At 70.5% G+C, this 19,538-nt stretch carries 16 protein-coding genes; 15 read left to right on the top strand and 1 reads right to left on the bottom strand.

Going from position 1 to position 19,538, the window contains the following annotated elements:
* Positions 1 to 99: 99 nt before the first annotated feature.
* From ACOACQ_RS00515 to ACOACQ_RS00445, 15 genes are all read left to right on the top strand, one after another.
* Positions 100 to 1,992, top strand: a complete 1,893-nt coding sequence (locus ACOACQ_RS00515) for an ABC transporter ATP-binding protein (protein WP_420287383.1) — start codon at positions 100 to 102, stop codon at positions 1,990 to 1,992.
* 130 nt (positions 1,993 to 2,122) lie between these two features.
* Positions 2,123 to 4,801: an aconitate hydratase AcnA gene (gene acnA, locus ACOACQ_RS00510; RefSeq protein ID WP_378600088.1), complete on the top strand. Its 2,679-nt coding sequence runs from the start codon at positions 2,123 to 2,125 to the stop codon at positions 4,799 to 4,801.
* A gap of 106 nt (positions 4,802 to 4,907) precedes the next feature.
* On the top strand, positions 4,908 to 5,102 hold the full coding sequence (locus ACOACQ_RS00505) for a hypothetical protein (RefSeq protein WP_378600085.1): 195 nt from the start codon (positions 4,908 to 4,910) through the stop codon (positions 5,100 to 5,102).
* Positions 5,103 to 5,150: 48 nt separating this feature from the next.
* Entirely contained in the window at positions 5,151 to 5,957 is an 807-nt protein-coding gene (locus tag ACOACQ_RS00500) for a DNA polymerase beta superfamily protein (RefSeq protein WP_420287382.1), read from the top strand.
* A 23-nt stretch (positions 5,958 to 5,980) separates the two neighbouring features.
* A complete protein-coding gene (locus ACOACQ_RS00495) occupies positions 5,981 to 6,280 on the top strand; it encodes a thiamine-binding protein (RefSeq protein WP_420287381.1) in 300 nt (99 codons plus the stop codon).
* Entirely contained in the window at positions 6,277 to 7,023 is a 747-nt protein-coding gene (locus ACOACQ_RS00490) for a DUF3105 domain-containing protein (RefSeq protein ID WP_420287380.1), read from the top strand. Before ACOACQ_RS00495 ends, ACOACQ_RS00490 begins: the two co-directional genes overlap by 4 nt.
* 59 nt (positions 7,024 to 7,082) lie before the next feature.
* Positions 7,083 to 10,316 carry an ATP-binding protein gene (locus tag ACOACQ_RS00485; protein ID WP_420287379.1) on the top strand — a complete coding sequence of 1,078 codons (3,234 nt, stop codon included), beginning with the start codon at positions 7,083 to 7,085 and terminating at the stop codon, positions 10,314 to 10,316.
* A 93-nt stretch (positions 10,317 to 10,409) separates the two neighbouring features.
* Positions 10,410 to 11,090 carry a hypothetical protein gene (locus tag ACOACQ_RS00480; protein WP_420287378.1) on the top strand — a complete coding sequence of 227 codons (681 nt, stop codon included), beginning with the start codon at positions 10,410 to 10,412 and terminating at the stop codon, positions 11,088 to 11,090.
* Positions 11,087 to 12,196 (top strand): class I SAM-dependent methyltransferase, encoded by a 1,110-nt coding sequence (locus ACOACQ_RS00475; RefSeq protein ID WP_420287377.1) that lies wholly within the window; start codon positions 11,087 to 11,089, stop codon positions 12,194 to 12,196. The genes ACOACQ_RS00480 and ACOACQ_RS00475 overlap by 4 nt, the downstream gene beginning before the upstream one ends.
* 23 nt (positions 12,197 to 12,219) lie before the next feature.
* Positions 12,220 to 12,648: an NUDIX domain-containing protein gene (locus ACOACQ_RS00470; protein ID WP_420287376.1), complete on the top strand. Its 429-nt coding sequence runs from the start codon at positions 12,220 to 12,222 to the stop codon at positions 12,646 to 12,648.
* Positions 12,645 to 13,613, top strand: a complete 969-nt coding sequence (locus ACOACQ_RS00465; protein WP_378600065.1) for an SMP-30/gluconolactonase/LRE family protein — start codon at positions 12,645 to 12,647, stop codon at positions 13,611 to 13,613. The genes ACOACQ_RS00470 and ACOACQ_RS00465 overlap by 4 nt, the downstream gene beginning before the upstream one ends.
* A gap of 9 nt (positions 13,614 to 13,622) precedes the next feature.
* The gene (dxs, locus tag ACOACQ_RS00460; RefSeq protein ID WP_378600062.1) at positions 13,623 to 15,533 is read left to right on the top strand and encodes a 1-deoxy-D-xylulose-5-phosphate synthase; all 1,911 of its coding nucleotides are present in this window, start codon (positions 13,623 to 13,625) and stop codon (positions 15,531 to 15,533) included.
* 31 nt (positions 15,534 to 15,564) lie between these two features.
* The gene (locus ACOACQ_RS00455) at positions 15,565 to 16,830 is read left to right on the top strand and encodes a hypothetical protein (protein WP_420287375.1); all 1,266 of its coding nucleotides are present in this window, start codon (positions 15,565 to 15,567) and stop codon (positions 16,828 to 16,830) included.
* A gap of 29 nt (positions 16,831 to 16,859) precedes the next feature.
* The gene (locus ACOACQ_RS00450; RefSeq protein WP_378600056.1) at positions 16,860 to 17,831 is read left to right on the top strand and encodes a PAC2 family protein; all 972 of its coding nucleotides are present in this window, start codon (positions 16,860 to 16,862) and stop codon (positions 17,829 to 17,831) included.
* Between the two features lie 11 nt (positions 17,832 to 17,842).
* Positions 17,843 to 18,691, top strand: a complete 849-nt coding sequence (locus ACOACQ_RS00445; protein WP_378600162.1) for an acyl-CoA thioesterase — start codon at positions 17,843 to 17,845, stop codon at positions 18,689 to 18,691.
* Here ACOACQ_RS00445 and ACOACQ_RS00440 read toward each other — a convergent pair whose 3' ends face one another.
* Positions 18,692 to 19,537, bottom strand: coding sequence for a MaoC family dehydratase (locus ACOACQ_RS00440; protein WP_378600159.1), 846 nt, complete (start codon positions 19,535 to 19,537; stop codon positions 18,692 to 18,694). It lies immediately after the preceding gene.
* Position 19,538 lies beyond the last annotated feature (1 nt).

The following is a 19,538-nucleotide window of genomic DNA, read 5'->3' as shown; positions in this document are numbered from 1 at the left end:
GGTGTGTGTCGATACGACAGACACGCCAGAACTTTTCTGGGGCACGTGGGGAGCGCGCGACTTGTCCTCAAGTCGGCTTGAGGTCCTACCGTCAGGTCCATGAGCATGGAATCAGTCGCGATGGGCCAGATGTTCCGAGCGATGCACGCCTCGGACGAGCGTCGGGACTTCAGCTGGGAGACCGCTCGCCGGATCTTCCGTTTCGCCCGGCCGCAACGGCGCCAGCTGATCGGCTTCGTGCTGCTGAGCGTCGCGAGTTCCTCCCTCGCGGTCGCGACGCCTGTGCTCGCTGGCAAGGTCGTGAACGCGATCGTCGCGAGCGACGCCCAGGACGTCGTGGTCCGGCTGGCGCTGGCCATCGCGGGCATCGCCGTGCTCGACGCCGCGATGGGGCTGTGGTCGCGATGGCTGTCGTCGCGGATCGGGGAGGGGCTGATCCTCAACCTGCGCACCGCGGTCTTCGACCACGTCCAGCGGATGCCGATCGCGTTCTTCAGCCGGACCCGGACCGGCGCCCTGGTCAGCCGCCTGAACAACGACGTCATCGGGGCCCAACGGGCCTTCAGCTCGACCCTGTCGGGCGTCGTGGGCAACCTGGTCACGCTCGCGTTGACCCTCGTGGTCATGATTGGGATCTCCTGGCAGGTGACCCTGCTGGCGCTCGTGCTGCTGCCCGTCTTCGTGGTTCCGGCCCGACGGATGGGCAAGCGCCTGGCCGGGATCCAGCGAGAGGCGGCTGACCACAACGCGGCCATGGGCAACCAGATGACCGAGCGCTTCTCCGCCCCGGGGGCCACCCTGGTGAAGCTCTTCGGACGTCCGGAGCAGGAGTCGGTCGAGTTCGCGGCCCGTGCCCGACGGGTCGCCGAGATCGGGGTCCGCACCGCGATGGTCCAGACGACCTTCATCACCGCCCTGACGCTCGTGTCGGCGCTGGCCGTCGCCGTCGTCTACGGCCTCGGTGGCAGCCTGGCGCTGCGGGGCACCCTGGACGCCGGTGACGTGGTCGCGTTGTCGCTGCTGCTCACCCGCCTCTACGCCCCGTTGACCGCGCTCGCCAGCGCGCGGGTCGAGGTGATGAGTGCCCTGGTCAGCTTTGAGCGGGTCTTCGAGGTCCTCGACCTCGCGCCGCTGATCACCGACCGCCCGGGTGCCGGGAAGGTCGCGGACGGACCAGTGGCCGTCGAGCTCGTCGACGTCCGCTTCGCCTACCCGTCGGCCGACAAGGTCTCGCTCGCCTCCCTCGAGGCGGTCGCCACCCTCGACACGCGCGGCGGCGAGGAGGTCCTGCACGGCATCTCCCTGCGCGCCGAACCCGGCCAGGTGGTGGCCCTGGTGGGTTCCTCGGGCGCGGGCAAGTCGACGATCGCGCAGCTCGTCTCCCGCTTGTACGACGTCGATTCCGGCTCCGTGCGGCTGGGCGGCGTCGACGTACGCGACCTGACGGCGGAGTCGATCCGGGGAGCGGTCGGGATGGTGACGCAGGACGGCCACCTGTTCCACGACTCCATTCGCGGCAACCTGCTGCTTGCCCGACCCGAGGCCACGGACGCCGAGATCTGGGACGCGTTGACGCGTGCGCGGCTGGCCGATCTCGTTGGTGCACTGCCCGACGGCCTCGAGACGGTGGTGGGGGAGCGTGGCTACCGGCTGTCCGGTGGCGAGCGCCAGCGCCTGACGATCGCGCGGCTCCTGATGAAGCAGCCACGGGTCGTCATCCTCGACGAGGCCACGGCGTCCCTGGACTCCACGTCCGAGGCCGCGGTCCAGGCCGCCCTCGCTGAAGCGCTGTCCGGCCGGACGGCACTGGTGATCGCGCACCGCCTCTCGACGATCCGCGCAGCCGACCAGATCCTGGTCGTCGAGGACGGCACGATCGTGGAACGTGGTACCCACGCCGAGCTGCTGGCCCGGGGCGGGCGCTACGGCGAGCTCTACCGCACGCAATTCGCTGAGACGGATGGAATTCCGACACCTTCTGATGTATCTTGACGTCAAGAGATATCGAAGAAGCGATGTCCGTGGGAAGTTAGGTCGACCTCACTATCCGTGCCCCGCCTGACGGCGGCAGGATGCAGGGAAGACGTACCCCACACCGAGAAGTCGATGGACGGAGACCCGGATGCCCAGCAAGGACAGCTTCGGCGCCAAGAGCAATTTGGATGTGGACGGCAAGTCCTACGAGATCTTCCGTCTCGATGCGGTGACCGGCGAGGGCCTGGACGTCTCCAGCCTGCCGTTCTCGCTGAAGGTCCTGCTGGAGAACCTCCTGCGCACCGAGGACGGTGCCGACATCACCGCCGAGGACATCAAGGCCCTGGCCGGTTGGGACGAGACCGCCGAGCCCGACAAGGAGATCCAGTTCACGCCGGCGCGCGTGATCATGCAGGACTTCACCGGCGTGCCCTGCATCGTCGACCTCGCCACCATGCGCGAGGCGATGGCGGACCTCGGCGGCGACGCCACCAAGATCAACCCGCTCGCGCCCGCCGAGATGGTCATCGACCACTCCGTGATGGCTGACGTGTTCGGCACGCCCGAGGCGTTCGAGCGCAACGTCGAGATCGAGTACGAGCGCAACCGCGAGCGGTACCAGTTCCTTCGCTGGGGCCAGACCGCGTTCTCCGACTTCAAGGTCGTCCCGCCGGGCACCGGCATCGTGCACCAGGTCAACATCGAGCACCTCGCCCGTGTCGCGTTCACCCGCGAGATCGACGGCGTGACCCAGGCCTACCCGGACACCTGCGTCGGCACCGACTCCCACACCACGATGGTCAACGGCATCGGCGTGGTCGGCTGGGGCGTCGGCGGCATCGAGGCCGAGGCCGCGATGCTCGGCCAGCCGGTCTCCATGCTGATCCCGCGCGTCGTCGGCTTCAAGCTCAGCGGCGACCTGCCCGAGGGCACCACCGCCACCGACCTCGTGCTCACGATCACCGAGATGGTGCGCAAGCACGGCGTCGTCGGCAAGTTCGTCGAGTTCTACGGGCCCGGTGTCTCCGCGCTGCCCCTGGCCAACCGCGCCACCATCGGCAACATGAGCCCCGAGTTCGGCTCCACGATCGCGGTCTTCCCGATCGACGAGGAGACCATCAAGTACCTCAAGCTGACCGGGCGCTCCGACGAGCAGCTCGCGCTGGTCGAGAGCTACGCCAAGGAGCAGGGCCTCTGGCACGACCCGTCGGCCGAGCCCCGCTACTCCGAGAAGCTCGAGCTCGACCTCGCCAGCGTCGTCCCCAGCCTTGCCGGCCCGAAGCGTCCGCAGGACCGCGTCGAGCTGTCCAACGCTGCGTCGGCCTTCGCCGGTGAGCTCCCGGGCTACAGCTCGAACGTCGACGCGAAGATCCCCGTCACGCTCGCCGACGGCACGAGCTTCGAGCTCGAGAACGGTGCGGTGACGATCGCCTCGATCACCTCCTGCACCAACACCTCGAACCCGTCGGTGATGATCGGTGCGGCGCTGCTCGCCAAGAAGGCCGTCGAGAAGGGCCTGACCCGCAAGCCGTGGGTCAAGACCACCCTCGCGCCCGGCTCGAAGGTCGTCAGTGACTACTACGAGAAGGCCGGCCTGACGCCGTACCTCGACAAGCTCGGCTTCAACCTCGTCGGCTACGGGTGCGTCACCTGCATCGGCAACTCCGGTCCGCTCATCCCCGAGGTCTCGCAGGCGATCAACGACAACGACCTCGCCGTCGTCTCGGTGCTCTCGGGCAACCGGAACTTCGAGGGCCGGATCAGCCCCGACATCAAGATGAACTACCTGGCCTCGCCGCCGCTGGTCGTGGCGTACGCGCTCGCCGGGTCGATGAAGGTCGACCTGTTCAAGGACCCGCTGGGCCAGGACCAGGACGGCAACGACGTCTACATGCGCGACATCTGGCCGAGCCCGGCCGAGGTCGAGGAGACGATCGCGATGGCGATCAACTCCGACATGTTCGGCGACTCGTACGCCGACGTCTTCGCCGGTGACGACCGCTGGCGTGCGCTGCAGACGCCCGAGGGTGCGATCTTCGAGTGGGACGAGAACTCGACGTACGTCCGCAAGGCGCCGTACTTCGACGGCATGTCGGACCAGCCGAGCCCGGTCACCGACATCTCCGGTGCGCGGGTGCTGCTGAAGCTGGGCGACTCGGTCACCACCGACCACATCAGCCCTGCCGGTGCGATCAAGAAGGAGTCGCCGGCCGGCCGTTACCTCGCCGAGCACGGCGTCGAGGCACGCGACTTCAACTCCTACGGTTCGCGTCGCGGCAACCACGAGATCATGATTCGCGGCACCTTCGCGAACATCCGCCTCCGCAACCAGCTGGCTCCGGGCACCGAGGGTGGTGTCACCCGCGACCTCACCGTCGAGGGCGGCCCCGTCACGTCGGTCTACGAAGCCTCCGAGAACTACATCGCAGCGGGCATCCCGCTGGTGGTCCTCGCCGGCAAGGAGTACGGCTCGGGCTCATCGCGCGACTGGGCGGCCAAGGGCACCTCGCTCCTGGGCGTCAAGGCCGTCATCGCCGAGTCGTACGAGCGGATCCACCGCTCGAACCTGATCGGCATGGGCGTCATCCCGCTGCAGTACCCCGCGGGCCAGTCCGCCGAGACGCTGGGCCTGACCGGCGAGGAGACCTTCTCCTTCACGGGGATCACCGCCCTCAATGACGGCGTCACCCCCGGCACGGTCAAGGTCAGCACGGACACCGGTGTCGAGTTCGACGCCGTCGTCCGGATCGACACCCCCGGTGAGGCGAACTACTACCGCAACGGCGGCATCATGCAGTACGTCCTGCGGAACCTGCTGAAGGCCTGACCCGACGCTGGTCGAGGAGGTTGCGCAGCAACCGTCTCGAGACCACGGCCCGTCCCTCCTCGTGAGGGGCGGGCCGTCGGCGTTTCGGTGCAGGTAGCCTGAACAGATGGTGGTCGTCGCAGGTGCGGTCCTGGGAGTTGTTGCGCTGTCGCTCATGATCCTGACCGGGATCGGTGAGCACCGTCGTGGCGCAGGGGCACCGCTGGTCGTCCTCGCCGGTGCCTTCTTCCCGATTGCGTGGGTCGGCTGGTATCTCAAGGACGACCTGCCGGGCCGCCGCCAGGCACCTCGCGTCGCCTGACCGAGAACTCGCTGGCTGGCCATCGTGCCGGCGCCGTAGCGTGCGCGCATGCGCTCCATCCCCACTGACTTCGACGCGACCGTCGTTGCTGACATCGACGCACGCCTGGTTGCCGTCGAGCAGGACAACGACGTCCGGGTCCCGTGGGCGATCGAGAGCGGCAGCCGTGCGTGGGGGTTCGCATCTCCGGACAGTGACTACGACTGCCGGTTCTTCTACGTCCGTTCCCGCAAGGCGTACGCCGACCTGTGGCCGTCGCGCGACGTGATCGAGACACCGCTCGAGGGGCTGCTGGACGTCAACGGCTGGGACCTGCGCAAGGCGGTTCGGCTGGCCGTCGCCGGCAACGCGACGGTTGGGGAGTGGCTGCGTTCGCCGTGGGTCTACCGAGGCGACCAGCAGTTCCGCGATGACCTGCTCGAGCTGGTCGCCGCCGTGACCGATCCCGTCCGGCTACGACGCCATTACCTGCACGTCGGACGGGCGCAGTGGGCGCACGCGGACGAGGGTGCCGGGAGCGTCCGGCTGAAGCGGGTCTTCTATGCCATCAGGCCCGCAGTCACCCTGCACTGGCTCGACACCAACTCGGGTGTCCCGCCGATGAATCTCGACGAACTGCTCGCCGAGACCGTTGTTCCTGATGACGTCCGGGCCGAGATCGCAGACCTGCGCGATCTCAAGTCCCGCACGCGAGAGCTAGGGAGTGCACCAGCTCCGCAGGCCATCGCGCACTGGACGGAGGTCACCTTCGCTGCGGTGGACGACGCGTTCCGAGCACCCTCCGACGGGCTGAGGGCTCGAGCAACGGACGGTTTCCTCTCGTTGGTGGACCGATGGGCGCCCGACCGTCCCTGACGATCCTTGGCTAGCGTGGAGCCATGCTCGTCGCCTTCAGCATCAGTCCCACGACCGCCGATGACACCGGGAGCGTGTCGGAGGCGGTGGCCGCTGCCGTACGCGTCGTGCGTGAGTCCGGGCTGCCCAACGAGACCAACGCGATGTTCACGAACATCGAGGGGGAGTGGGACGAGGTGATGGCCGTCGTGAAGCGGGCGGTCGACGTCGTGGCTGCCGTGTCGCCGCGGGTCGGCCTCGTGCTCAAGGCGGACATCCGGCCGGGCTTCACGGGCGAGATGACCGCGAAGGTCGAGCGCGTCGAGAGGGCGCTCGAGCAGTGACCCAGCCGCCGCCGTACGGACCGCCGCCGAATTGGCCTCCGCCGCAGTACCCGCCGCAGTACCCGCCGCAGTACCCGCCGCAGTACCCGCCGGCGTTCCCGCCTCCGGGTTTTCCGCCGCCGCGCAAGCGACCGGTGCTGCCGGTCGTGCTCGCGGTGGTGGCAGCGGTGCTGCTGATCTCGATCGCGGTGCTGGTGCCGGTCCTGCTCACGCGGGGCGATGACGACGACACCGTGGCCAGGGGCGACTCCACGGATGCAGGGGTGGACACCAGCGACCTCAGCGCCGTGCAGGAGTTCGAAGGTCTGACCAACCAGCACCTCGCGCTGGGCGAGTCCCACGAGTACCCGCAGTCCCCGTCGGTCGGCGGCGACCACGCGCCGGTCTGGCTCGAGTGCGGTGTGTACGACGAACCGGTACCCGAGGTCAACGTCGTGCACGACCTGGAGCACGGCACCACGTGGCTCACCTATCGTCCCGACGAGGTCGACGACGAGGGCATCCAGCAGCTCGGGGACGTCCTGCCCGACAACGGGATCCTGTCGCCGTACCCCGACCAGGAGGCGCCGGTCGTGATCACCGTCTGGGGCCGCCAGCTCGAGCTCACCGGGCCGGAGGATCCACGGATCAAGCTCTTCATCACGAAGTACGCCGCCGGTGACACGGCGCCCGAACCGTTCGCGTCGTGCCACGGCGGGGTGTCTCCCGACGACCTCGACGGCGTCGGCGGGACCGCCGCCTGACCGGCGATCCGGTTCGCCGAACCGGTGTGGCAGGGGCGGGTCGTGAGTAGCCTGCTGCCATGGCGACCGCGGCGGAGCCGCTGCTCCTGGGCCGTGACGCCGTGTGTGAGCGCCTCTCGGAGAGGCTCGCCCGCGCAGCTCGAGGCGCGGGTGGCCTGGTGTGGATCAGCGGCGAAGCGGGGATCGGCAAGACGACCCTCCTCAGTGAGGCGTGCCGGATCGCTGCCGCCGGCGGGTTCCGGGTGCTGCACGGTGCCGCGTGGGACGACCCCGGGACGCCACCGTTCTGGTTGTGGGCCCAGGTCCTGCGGGACGCGGCGGACGGAGTCGAACCCGCTGCCCTGATGGATGTGTGGGGCCCACGCTCCCACGAGGCGTTGGCTCTCCTGCCGGGGGCCCGCGTGGGCCTCACCGCGAGCTCCGCCACGCCGGGCACGAACCGGTTCGCCCTGTTCGACTCCGTCGCGGGAGTGCTCGAGATGCTGTCCCGCGACCGTCCCTTGCTGCTGGTGCTCGATGACCTGCACTGGACCGACGCCGGGTCGCTGCGACTGCTCCGGTTCGTCGAGCGGACGCTGGGCCGCCGGCAGGTCCTCGTCGTCGCGGCCTGGCGAGACCACGAGGCGCTGGTCGACGAGACGGTCGTGGGCCTCGCCGAGGAGCTCGCGTCCCGAGCCGACCGGGTGGCGCTGCACGGTCTCGATCCCGGGTCCGTCGGTCGGCTGGTTGCCGCCGAGACCGGCGGTGTTCTCAGCGATGCCGACGCCCGGCGGCTGCACCAACGCACCGGGGGCAACCCGCTGTTCGTCGGCGAGCTGGCCCGGCTGGCGGTGGACCGGGGGACCGACGTCATCGACTCGGCGGTGCCCGAGTCGGCGACCGCGATCATCAGGCGGCGCCTCGGCCGGGTGTCCCAGGCGTGCCATGAGCTGCTGGTGGCCGGCGCCGTCGCCGGCACGGCGAGCGCCGTGGAGACGGTCGCGCAGATGACCGCGCAGCCCCCGGCCGCGGTCGCCGAGCTGCTCGACGAGGCGGTCGCCGCAGGCCTGGCCCGCGACCTGCCGGGACGCGTCGAGCTCCCGCACCCCCTCATCCGCGCGGCGGTGGTCGCATCGGTTCCCGCCCGTCGCGTCCGGGAGCTCCATCTGGCGGCCGCGACCCTGATCGCGAAGCGGGTGGAGGTCGATCCGAGTGCTGCAGCCGAGGTCGCCCAGCACCTGCACCGCGCCCTCCCGCTCTCGGATCCTGCTGCGGCGGTGGCCATGAGCCGTCGTGCCGCGGCGGCCGCACTGGCCGTCCACGCCTACGAGGAGGCCGCCGAGCACCTCACCGCGGCGCTCGGCGCGAGCGAGAAGGGCAGCGAGGTACGACGCCAGGTCCTGCTCGAACGCGGCGCCGCCGTCATGGCGTTCGACAACCTCGAGGCGGCCCGGGAGGACTTCCTGGAGGCGGCCGGCCTGGCCCGTGCACGCGGTGACGGTGCCGGCCTGGCGGAGGCAGCGCTCGGGTTCGCAGCGGGGTTGTCCGGATTCGAGGTGCGGTTGTGGGACCGGACCCAGATGGACCTGCTCGAGGAGGCGCTGGTCCTGCTCGACGGTCAGGAGACCATCGCCCGTGCCGACGTCATGGCCCGGCTCTCGGTGGCGATGTCCTTTGCGGGAGACCCGGTACGACGATCGGCCCTGGCCGAGGAGGCCGTGGAACTGGCCCGGCGGCTGGGTGATCCTCGTGCCATCGCGCATGCGCTGGCTGCGCGCTGCGACACGATGGCCGGCCCCGCCCATTCGGAACGACGCGAGGCCGACGCGGGCGAGGTGATCGGCTGTGCGCGACGAGTGGGCGACCTCGGGCTGGAGCTGCTCGGGCTCCGGCTGCGGATCGTTGCCTTGCTGGAGCAGGGCAGGGGCCCGGCGGCGCGCGCGGACATGGCGGCGTTCGAAGCCGCGGCGGACCTGCTCCGCCAACCCCTCTACGGCTGGTACGTCCCGCTGTTCCGGGGCTTCGTCGCCCACCTCGACGGGGACCTGCGGCTGCAGGAGCGGTGCGCGAACGAGGCCGAGGAGCTGGGGCGTCGGGCGGGAAGCCACAACGCCGCGATCCTGGCCGCCGTGCAGCGCAGCTGGATCGCCATCGAGGAGGGACGCACCGAGGACATCTACCCTGAGCTCGTCGGCCTGATCGAGGCCTTCGCGGAAACGGCGCCCGACGGCACCCAGGTGATGGCCCTGTTCCCCGGGCAGCCGCACGACGTGCGGGCCGCGGCGTTGGCTGGTGTCGACGCCATCATGGCGGGCCTGGCCGACGACGCGGAACTGATCTCGAACCTGTCGCTGGTCGCTCTCGCTGCCTGGGATGCCCGTGACCCGGCACCCGCAGCGGCGGCGGTCCATCGGCGACTCGAGCCCTGGTCCGGGAGGTTCGCTGTCGACGGCATCGGTGCCGGGGCGATCGGGCCGGTCGACCGGTACCTCGGCCTGCTGGAGATCCTGATGGGCGACCTCGCCGCCGCCGACGCGCACTTCCGTGGGGCAGCGGACCTCGCAGGCAAGGCCGGTGCGGTACTGAGCGGAATCCACCTGCGTCGGGACCGGGCCGAGGTCTGCCTGCTCCGTGGCGGGCCGGGCGATGCCCGGGTGGCCGTGCAGCTCCTCGAGGAGGCCGAAGCCGGTTACCGGGCCCTCGGCCTCACCCAGCGTGCGGACGAGGCAGCGCAGCGTCGTACGGCCGCGCCCGGCCCGGTGCCCATGGTCGCGGGGGAGTCCGGATCGTTCCAGCGCGACGGCGACGTGTGGCGGGTGTCGTACGCCGGCGCGAGCGCCGTGGTGCGGCACGTGAAGGGCATGGCCGACCTGGCCGTGCTGCTCGGTCGGCCCGGCACCGAGGTGCACGCACTGGACCTCGCGGGCGTGCCGGGAGCGGCGGTGCACGAGGGCGACACCGGACCTGCGCTCGACGAGCAGGCCCGTGCCGCCTACAAGCAGCGGCTCGACGTCCTTGACAACGAGCTCGACCAGGCTGCGCTGGCGGGCGACGACGAACGCCGCCGCCGGGCAGAGGAGGAGCGCTCGTTCCTGCTGGCCGAGCTCAGCGCGGCCTACGGGCTCGGGGGCCGCGCCCGCCCCACCGGTGCCTCCGCCGAGCGTGCTCGCAGCGCGGTGACCTGGCGGATCCGCGACGCGATCCGCCGACTCGAGGCCGCGGAGCCGGGGATCGGGACGCACCTGCGCCATGCCGTGCACACCGGCACCTTCTGCCGGTACGAACCCGAGCGGCCGGTCACCTGGCTCCTGTGAGGCGGGTCGCCGTGAGGCCGCCTTCCGGTGTGAGGCGGAACCTCTCGCCTCCGGGGTGACAGCACTTCACCCCGACACCCACAGGAGTCCGCCATGAGCTTCATCCAGATCGAGGACCTGCACACCGACCACATCGCCGAGATCAGCGAGCTCGGCGACCAGTGGCGCCGCGACACCGCCGGTCGTCGTACCCTCCTCAGCGATCGCGTGTACGTCGACCGCAACGACCCGTCGCACTACGTCGCCATCAACGAGTTCGCCTCCTACGAGTCGGCGATGGCCAACTCGGCCCTGCCCGAGACCGACGCCATCGCCGCACGCTTCGCGGCACTCGTGACGGGCGACATCAGCTACGTCGACCTCGACCTCGTGGCCGCACACGACGCCCGCACGGAGGCGGCCGACGTGTTGCGCCAGGACCTCGAACGGTCCGCACTCACCCCGTCGGCGTACACCGACGACGTCCTCTTCGAGGGCATGTTCCCGCAGGCCCTGGTCCGCGTGACCGGGCCCGACGCTGTCACGGCGCTGCTCGTCGAGGACGCTCCCGCACGGACCATCGAGACCTGGGACGTCCAGCCGACCCCGAACGGCTTCGCGCTCGAGTACTCCTGGCGCACGACCGGCGAGACGTCGTACCTCTCCGTGGGTACGGTGCTCGCGACCGTCACCGACGGCCGGATCAGCCGGATCCTGTGCACCTGCGCCGGGTCGTGGGACAGCGCCGCAGAGGCGGCCATCGTGGGTGCCGTCACCGCCGGGTCCGCGTCGTGAGCGTCGCGGACGCCGTCGACACCGATGTCGACACCGATGTCGAGGCACGGGCCGGGGAGCTGGTCGAGCGGCTCTTCGGCCACACGATCGCGACCCTCGAGATGGCGACGATCTGGCTCGGGACCCGGCTGGGCCTGTACGACGCCCTTGCCACCTCCGGCACGGCCGCCGAGGTCGCGCAGCGCTCGGGCGTCCTGGAGCGGTACGTCCGTGAGTGGCTCGAACAGCAGGCCATCGCGGGCCTCGTCTCGGTCACCGTGCCGGACGTCGACCCGGCGGCCCGGACGTTCGGCCTCTCGGCTCCCCAGCGTCTCGTGCTGGCCGACGCCACCAGTCCGTTCTCCGGCGGCGCGCTCGCACTGCTGTCCGGCGGCTGCGGATCGGCGCTGCCGCAGGTCCTGGAGGCGTGGCGAAACGGCACCGGCATGCCCTTCGGCGCCTACGGCGACGACGTCCGCGAGGGGCAGGGCCTGTTCAACAAGGGCGACTACCAGGAGCGGCTCGTCCAGGACTGGCTCCCCGCTCTCCCGGAGGTCGACGCCCTGCTCACCCGCAACGGTGCCCGCGCGCTCGACCTCGGGTGCGGTGTCGGCTGGTCCACGATCGCGTTGGCGGGTGCGCGACCGGGACTGGTCGCCGTGGGCATCGACCTGGACGAGGCCTCGGTCATGGACGCCCGCGCCAACGCCGTCGAAGCAGGCCTGGCCGGCAGGGTCGAGTTCGAGGTGGCCGCGTCCGACGCCGACCACGGCGCCGAGCGGTACGACGTCGCCTTCTTCTTCGAGAGCCTGCACGACATGGCGCACCCGGTCGAGGCCCTGGCCGCCGTACGACGCGCGCTGCGACCCGATGGCCGCGTGGTGGTCATGGACGAGCGCGCCGAGGAGGAGTTCGCGCCCGACGGGTCACCGCTCGAGCGCCTGTTCGGCGCCTGCAGCGTGCTGCACTGCCTGCCCGTGGGGCTCGCGGAGCCCGGCTCCGCGGGCACGGGCGCGATGTTCCGGCCCTCGACGATGCGCTCCTATGCAGAGGCAGCCGGGTTCTCCGAGGTCCGGATCGCTCCGATCGAGCACGACTTCATGAGGTTCTACGTGCTGGTGCCGTGAGGCGACCGACTACGGTGACGCACGTGCACCAGTTCGCGTCGATCATCCTCGTGGACGTCCGTGGCTGGATCCTGTTGCAGGAGCGCGACGAGAATCCGGTGATCGACCCGGAGCGTTGGGGGTTCGTGGGCGGCCATGTCGACGAGGGGGAGCACCCCGACGCGGCCGCCTACCGTGAGCTCGAGGAGGAGACCGGCATCCGCATGGTCGAGCCCGAGCTGACGCTGTGGCGCGAGACCACCGTGTTCCACGAGGGCTATGGCACCGAGGACACGGTGCGCGTCTACGTCGCCCTGACCCACGCCACCGATGCGGACATCACCGTCGGTGAAGGGCGGCAGATCGTGTTCGTCGACCCAGCCGTCACCGCCACCCTTCCGCTGGGCGCGAGTGCCGCCCAGATCCTGCCCGACTTCCTCAACTCGAACTTCTACCAGGAGCTGCTGCCGTGACCGGTCCCGCGTTCACCGTCATTCCCGTGCCCGGTCCGGGCGCCGAGGACGTCGTCGTCGCCACCTCGGGCCCCGACGCCGGAAGTGTCTTCACCGGCACCGAGGACGGTGCGATCTTCCGGATCTCCCCGGACGGTTCGCGGATCGACCGGGTGGCCAACACCGGGGGACGCCCGCTCGGCCTCGAGTGGTCGCCCGACGGGCGCCTGCTGGTCTGCGACGCCCACCGCGGTCTGCTGTGGGTCGACCCCGCGTCCGGCGCGATCGAGGAGATCACCGCCGACATCGACGGCGTGCCGATGAAGTTCTGCAACAACGCCGCCATCGCGTCCGACGGCACCCTGTGGTGGTCCGACTCGTCCACCCACTTCGGCATCCGGCAGTGGAAGCACGACTTCGTCCGCAACACCCGCACCGGCCGGCTCTTCCGGCGCGACCCGGACGGCACGATCACCACCGTCGTCACGGGGCTCGCCTTCGCCAACGGCGTCGCCCTCTCGACGGCCGAGGACTTCGTCTGCGTCGCCGAGACCGGCGCGCGCACCGTGGTCCGCCACTGGATCAGCGGCCCCGACCAGGGCACGCAGGACCTGCTCTGCACGGACCTGCCCGGCTACCCCGACAACATCGCGCGCGGTTCCGACGGGCTGATCTGGATCACCATCGCCAGCCCGGTCGATGCACTGGTCGAGCGGATCCAGCGCGGCCCGCTGCTGTTGCGCAAGCTGGTGACCCTGCTGCCCGATGCCGTGCAGCCCAAGCCCAAGCAGACCGTGCGGGTCGTGGCGTACGACGACCGGGGCCGTCTCGTGCACGACGTGGACCTGCGTCCGGGCGACCACGGGGCGTCGTACCACATGGTGACGGGGGTGCGGGAGCACGACGGAATGCTCTGGATGGGAAGCCTGCACGAGCCCGCCGTGGCGTGCCTCGACCTTTCCGCAATCGCCACGACGACCGCCTAGACTCGGCACATGCCTGTCCTCGACAAGATCTCCGGTCCCCGTGACCTGCGGACCCTCTCCGAGGACGAGCTGACCCAGCTGGCGGCCGAGATCCGCGACCTCCTCATCCGGACGGTCGCGACCAACACCGGGCACCTCGGGCCCAACCTCGGCGTCGTCGAGCTCACCCTCGCGATCCACCGCGTCTTCGACTCCCCGCGCGACAAGGTCGTCTTCGACACCGGCCACCAGTCCTACGTGCACAAGCTCGTGACCGGTCGGGCGGCCGCGTTCGACACCCTGCGGCGCGAGGGGGGCCTCAGCGGCTACCCCAGCAAGGACGAGTCCGAACACGACCTGGTCGAGAACTCCCACGCGTCGACGGCGCTGAGCTACGCCGACGGCCTGGCCAAGGCCTACGCCATTCGTGGCGAGGACCGCCACGTCGTCGGAGTGATCGGCGACGGCGCCCTCACCGGCGGCATGGCGTGGGAAGCCCTCAACAACATCGCGATCCAGCACCGCAGCAAGCTCGTGATCGTGGTCAACGACAACGGCCGCTCCTACACGCCGACGATCGGTGGCCTGGCCACCGCGCTGACCAGCCTGCGCACCGACCCGCGCTACGAGCAGGTCCTCGACGTCGCCAAGCGCCGCCTCACCGCGCTGCCCGGCGTCGGCCCGGCGGCGTACGACGCCCTCCACGCGGTCAAGAAGGGCCTCAAGGACGCACTGGCTCCCCAGGGGCTGTTCGAGGACCTCGGCCTGAAGTACGTCGGCCCGGTCGACGGGCACGACCGTGCAGCCATGGAGCAGGCGCTCAGCCAGGCGAAGCGCTTCGGCGGTCCGGTCATCGTGCACGCGATCACCCGCAAGGGCTTCGGCTACGACCCCGCGGAGCGGCACGAGGCCGACCAGTTTCACGCGCCCGGCCCGTTCGACGTCCAGACCGGCATCGAGAAGCCCAAGGGCCGGATCTGGACCGACCACTTCGCCGACCACATCGTCAGCATCGGTGAGCGCCGGCCCGACATCGTCGGCATCACGGCCGCGATGACGCACCCAGTGGGCCTCGACCAGTTCCAGGCCCGCTTCCCCGACCGGTTCTTCGACGTCGGCATCGCCGAGCAGCACGCCGCGACGTCGGCTGCCGGTCTCGCCATGGGCGGCCTGCACCCCGTCTTCGCGGTCTACGCGACCTTCCTCAACCGCGCCTTCGACCAGGTGCTGATGGACGTTGCGCTGCACAAGTGCGGCGTCACCTTCGTGCTCGACCGCTCCGGTGTGACCGGTGACGACGGCGCGAGCCACAACGGCATGTGGGACATGTCGATCCTGCAGGTCGTTCCCGGGCTGCGCCTGGCGGCGCCGCGCGACGTCACCCGGATGCGGGAGCTGCTCGACGAGGCGGTCGAGGTCGCCGATGCGCCGACCGTCGTCCGCTTCCCGAAGGGTCCGCCGCCCGACGACATCGCCGCGATCGGCAAGGCCGGTGGCTGCGACGTCCTGGTGCGCGAAGGTGCCCGTGACGTCCTGGTCGTCGCGGTCGGCTCGATGGCCACGATCGCCGTCGACGTCGCCGCGCGCCTCGTCGCCCAGGGGATCGGCGTCACGGTCGTCGACCCGCGCTGGGTCAAGCCGGTCGACCCGGCCCTGATCGACCTGGCCCGCAACCACCGCCGCGTCGTCACGATCGAGGACAACGGCCGGGTGGGCGGTGTCGGCTCGGTGCTGCTGCAGACGCTCAGCGACGCGGGGGTCCGCACCCCGGTGCGCCTGCACGGCATCCCGCAGGAGTTCCTCAGCCACGCCAAGCGCGCCGCGATCCTCGAACGGATCGGCCTGACGGCGTCGACCATCGCGCTCGACGTGCTCCACGACATCACTGCCGAGCCGGTGGCGGAAGGTCGGACGCTGCTCGATGTGGACGGCAAGCGCTGACCCAGGCCGCAGTGCGCACCGAAGGGCTCCGGTGCGCGGTGCCCTGCGGTCGTTGCTGTTCCTGACCAGCCTGTTCGTCACCTGCCTGGGCCTGCTGTCGCTCACCGCCTGCTCGGACGACCTGCCCCCGCCGACGTACTCCGGCGACCCGTTCACCGACGTCGGCGAGCTCATGCAGACCACGGTCAACGCGCGCGCGGTGGCGCTGCAGAAGCACGACGTGACCCGCTACCGGCTCACCCTCGACCCCTCTGACGCCGGCCTGATCGACGACCAGCAGGTCTATTTCGACAACCTCGAGCAGCTGCCGATCGAGGTGCTGCGCTATCGCGTGCTGACCGACACGATCACCCTGGTCGAGGGCTCGGAGGACTACTGGGCCGAGGTCGTGCTCGCCCTGAAGCTGAAGGGGTACGACGCCGCGGCGGTGCGCACCCGCGACCGGTTCCTGTTCACCCCGTCCGAGGACGGCCGGCACATGCTGATCTCCTCCACCACCGACTACCAGTGGGAAGCCGACCACCCGGGCAACGTGCAGCCCTGGGACCTGGGCGCGGTGCAGGTGGAGGAGCGCGCCGGTGTGCTGGGCGTGTTCGACGACTACACCGAGGACTCGTCCGGCGAGGTGCTGGACGCGGTGAGCAGCGGTCGCGGCGACGTGCGCGCCGTCATCGGCGACGACGACGCGAAGCCCGCCGACGGCGTCATCGTCTACTCGCTGCAGGACCCGACCTTCCTGCGTGGACTGGCGAACCAGACGGTCGGGGACCCGGACCGGGCCGACGGACTGACCATCGCGGTGCCCGTCGACACGCGCACGCCCGGCAAGGGCGCGGCGTCGTACCGGATGTTCCTCAACCCGCGGGTGCTCGACCAGACGCCCCTGGTCATCGGGCGCCTGGTTCGCCACGAGCTCACCCACGCCCTGCTCGGTGCCCGCGGCCGGGGGGCGCCGTTGTGGATCAACGAGGGCCTGGCCGAGTACGTCTCCGTACGCCCACTGCCGCCGGCGAAGCGGCGCCTGCCCGCCAGCGCCCTGTCCGTCGGCGCGAGCGCGACCGACCTCCCGGGCGAGGCCGAGTTCGCCGGGCCCGACGCCGAGGGCTGGTACGCCGTCTCGTGGTGGGTCTGCGAGTACGTCGCCAGCGCCTACGGCGAGGACGTGCTGCTGCTCCTTCTCGACCGTCTGCAGCACGGCGCCGACCAGGCCGAAGCCCTCCAGGCTGTGTTGGGCATCACGTCCAGCCAGCTCGCCCAGCGTGGTGTGGCGTTGATGACCACCACCTACGACCGCTGACCCCGATTCCCCGCCACTAGGCTGGTGTCGTGACCTCTCCTGCGCAACCCACCGGCCCCTCCTCGCGCGTGGTGCACATCGTGGACGAGGTGCCCGAGCTCGAGGGCGTCAGTTCCCTGCCGCTGATCGTCGCGCTCGAGGGCTTCCTCGACGCGGGCAGCGCCGGAGCCCTGGCCTGTCGCCACCTCGTCCGTACCGGCGCCGACTCGCCCGAGGGCGGGGGAGTCGTGGTCGCCACCTTCGACGTCGACCAGCTGCACGACTACCGCGCCCGCCGGCCCCCGATGACCTTCGCGCGCGATCACTACGAGGGCTACGAAGCCCCGCGCCTGGTGGTGCGCCTGCTGCACGACACCGGCGGGACGCCGTACCTCCTCCTGCACGGCTCGGAACCGGACATCCGCTGGGAGGCGTTCTGCCGCGCGGTGCTGGAGGTCGTCGAGCGGTTCGCGGTCTCCCTCGTGGTGTCGATCGGCTCGGTCCCGATGGCGGTGCCGCACACGCGTCCGATCGCGATCACCCACCACGCCAACAACCCCGAGCTGCTCAAGGGCACCAGCCCGTGGCGCGGCGAGCTCCGTGTGCCGAGCAGTGCCCAGGCGCTGCTGGAGGTCCGTCTCGGCGAGTGGGGCCACGACGGCCAGGGATTCGTGGCGCACGTGCCGCACTACCTCGCCCAGCTCGACTACCCGCCGGCGTCGATCGCCCTCCTCGAGCAGGTCGAGCTGGCCGCGCGCCTGACCATCGACCTCACCGCGCTGCGCGAGCTCGCCGACGAGCGCGAGGAGGAGATCAGCCGCTACCTCGCCGCGAACACCGAGGTGGCCGACGTCGTCTCCGCGCTCGAGCAGCAGTACGACACGTTCGCCCGCGCCGAGGACGAGGGCAGCAGCCTGCTCGCCAGCGACGAACCGCTGCCGACCGGTGAGGAGATCGGCCAGCAGTTCGAGCAGTTCCTGGCCGGCCTCGAACGTCCCGACGAGACCGGAGGACAGGCGTGACCGAACGCACCATGGGCGAGGCGACCCGCAAGCTGGTGGCCCTGCTCGACCTCGAGCAGCTCGACACCGACCTGTTCCGCGGCACCCAGCCCGAGACGATCCGTCAGCGCGTGTACGGCGGCCAGGTGGCTGCGCAGGCGCTGATCGCGGCGTCCCGCACGGTGCCCGAGGGCTTCCACGTGCACTCGCTGCACTCGTACTTCCTGCTGGCGGGCGACTACAACGTCCCGATCATCTACGACGTCGAGCGGATCCGGGACGGCAAGTCCTTCGCCACCCGTCGTGTCCTCGCGCGCCAGCACGGCCGGCCGATCTACTACCAGTCGCTCAGCTTCCAGAAGCTCGAGGAAGGCCTCGAGCACCAGGACGTGATGCCCGAGGTGAAGGGTCCCGACGAGGGCCTGAACCTCATGGACCTGATGAAGGAGCGCGGCAACGACGACGGCCTCAGCACGGAGTGGGCGGCGCTCGACGTCCGCTGGCTCGGCAACTCGTCGTACGGCCTGGACCCCGACCCGATGCACCCGTCGCGGACACAGGTGTGGATCCGCGTCGACGGGCGGCTGACCGACGACCCGATGGAGCACCTGGCGACCTTCACCTACGCCAGTGACGTGTCCCTGCTGGGGGCGACCCTGGCTGCGCACCCCGACAACGGGCCGGACAAGGTGCAGATGGCCTCGCTGGACCACACCATCTGGTTCCACCGGCCGTTCCGGGCCGACGAGTGGTGGCTCTACGACCAGCAGTCCCCGTCGGCCAGCGGCGGACGAGGGCTCGCCCTGGGCAGGATCTTCACCCAGGACGGAACCCTCGTCGCCACGGTTGCGCAGGAGGGGCTCATCCGCCCCCGACGCTGACTACAGCGCCGTCGTACGACCGAGCAGGTGCGGTGCACCCGTCTTCGGGTTCACCAGCGTGAAGTCGTAGCCGGACTCGTTGCGGTCGGCGCCGAACTGCACCTTCCCCGGAAGGAAGATCGGCTTCTTGAAGGCGACCGACACGTTGACCGCGTCGGGCAGCCGGTTCTCGAGTGCCGCGATGCAGCGCGCCTTGCTCCACATGCCGTGCGCGATGTGCCGGGGGAAGCCCAGTGCCTTCGCGGTCAGCGGGTAGAGGTGGATCGGGTTCCGGTCGCCGGACACCGCACCGTAGGTGCGGCCGAGGTTGTCCGGAAGGCTCCAGACGGGTCCCTTGGCCTCGACGGCGGCGAGGTCCATGCCCGGGTCGCCGTTCTCCTTGTCGCCCTTGCCGATGCGCAGGTACGTCGACGTCGACTCCCACACGACCTCGTCACCGACGGTGCCGGTGACGTTCATGTCCCACGCGCGGCCCTTGGTGCTGGCGCGCAGGTTCTCGGCGACGAGCGACAGCGAGACGGTCTCGCCGATCGCCACCGGACGGTGCTGGGTGATGGAATTCTCCAGGTGCACCGAACCGATGGCCGGGAACGGGAAGTTCACGTCGGTCATCAGCTGCATGTGCAGCGGGAAGGCCAGCATGTGCAGGTAGGGGACCGGGGCGACGTCGCGCTCGGGGAAACCGCACACCGCTGCATAGCGGTTCACCGCCGAGCGCTCGACGACGACGTCGTTGCGCTCGAGGGTGAGGTCGGGCAGCGTCGTACTGGTCTTCTTGACGCCCGGCAGCTGGTTCACGCCGGGTACGGCGGGCAGGGCCGCCTTGAGCATCACGGGCAGGGCCATG

It is taken from the genome of Nocardioides sp. CPCC 206347 (assembly GCF_048654605.1).
GTDB lineage: Bacteria > Actinomycetota > Actinomycetes > Propionibacteriales > Nocardioidaceae > Nocardioides.
Note: the sequence above shows the minus strand (reverse complement) of the source record. Positions and strands in the feature narration are given on the sequence as shown.

Excerpts from the sequence above, each read along its gene's own strand:
- ACOACQ_RS00515 (WP_420287383.1), top strand. The coding sequence starts at position 100 with ATGAGCATGGAATCAGTCGCGATGGGCCAGATGTTCCGAGCGATGCAC.
- acnA (WP_378600088.1), top strand. The coding sequence starts at position 2,123 with ATGCCCAGCAAGGACAGCTTCGGCGCCAAGAGCAATTTGGATGTGGAC.
- ACOACQ_RS00505 (WP_378600085.1), top strand. The coding sequence starts at position 4,908 with ATGGTGGTCGTCGCAGGTGCGGTCCTGGGAGTTGTTGCGCTGTCGCTC.
- ACOACQ_RS00500 (WP_420287382.1), top strand. The coding sequence starts at position 5,151 with ATGCGCTCCATCCCCACTGACTTCGACGCGACCGTCGTTGCTGACATC.
- ACOACQ_RS00495 (WP_420287381.1), top strand. The coding sequence starts at position 5,981 with ATGCTCGTCGCCTTCAGCATCAGTCCCACGACCGCCGATGACACCGGG.
- ACOACQ_RS00485 (WP_420287379.1), top strand. The coding sequence starts at position 7,083 with ATGGCGACCGCGGCGGAGCCGCTGCTCCTGGGCCGTGACGCCGTGTGT.
- ACOACQ_RS00480 (WP_420287378.1), top strand. The coding sequence starts at position 10,410 with ATGAGCTTCATCCAGATCGAGGACCTGCACACCGACCACATCGCCGAG.
- dxs (WP_378600062.1), top strand. The coding sequence starts at position 13,623 with ATGCCTGTCCTCGACAAGATCTCCGGTCCCCGTGACCTGCGGACCCTC.
- ACOACQ_RS00445 (WP_378600162.1), top strand. The coding sequence starts at position 17,843 with ATGGGCGAGGCGACCCGCAAGCTGGTGGCCCTGCTCGACCTCGAGCAG.
- ACOACQ_RS00440 (WP_378600159.1), bottom strand. The coding sequence starts at position 19,537 with ATGGCCCTGCCCGTGATGCTCAAGGCGGCCCTGCCCGCCGTACCCGGC.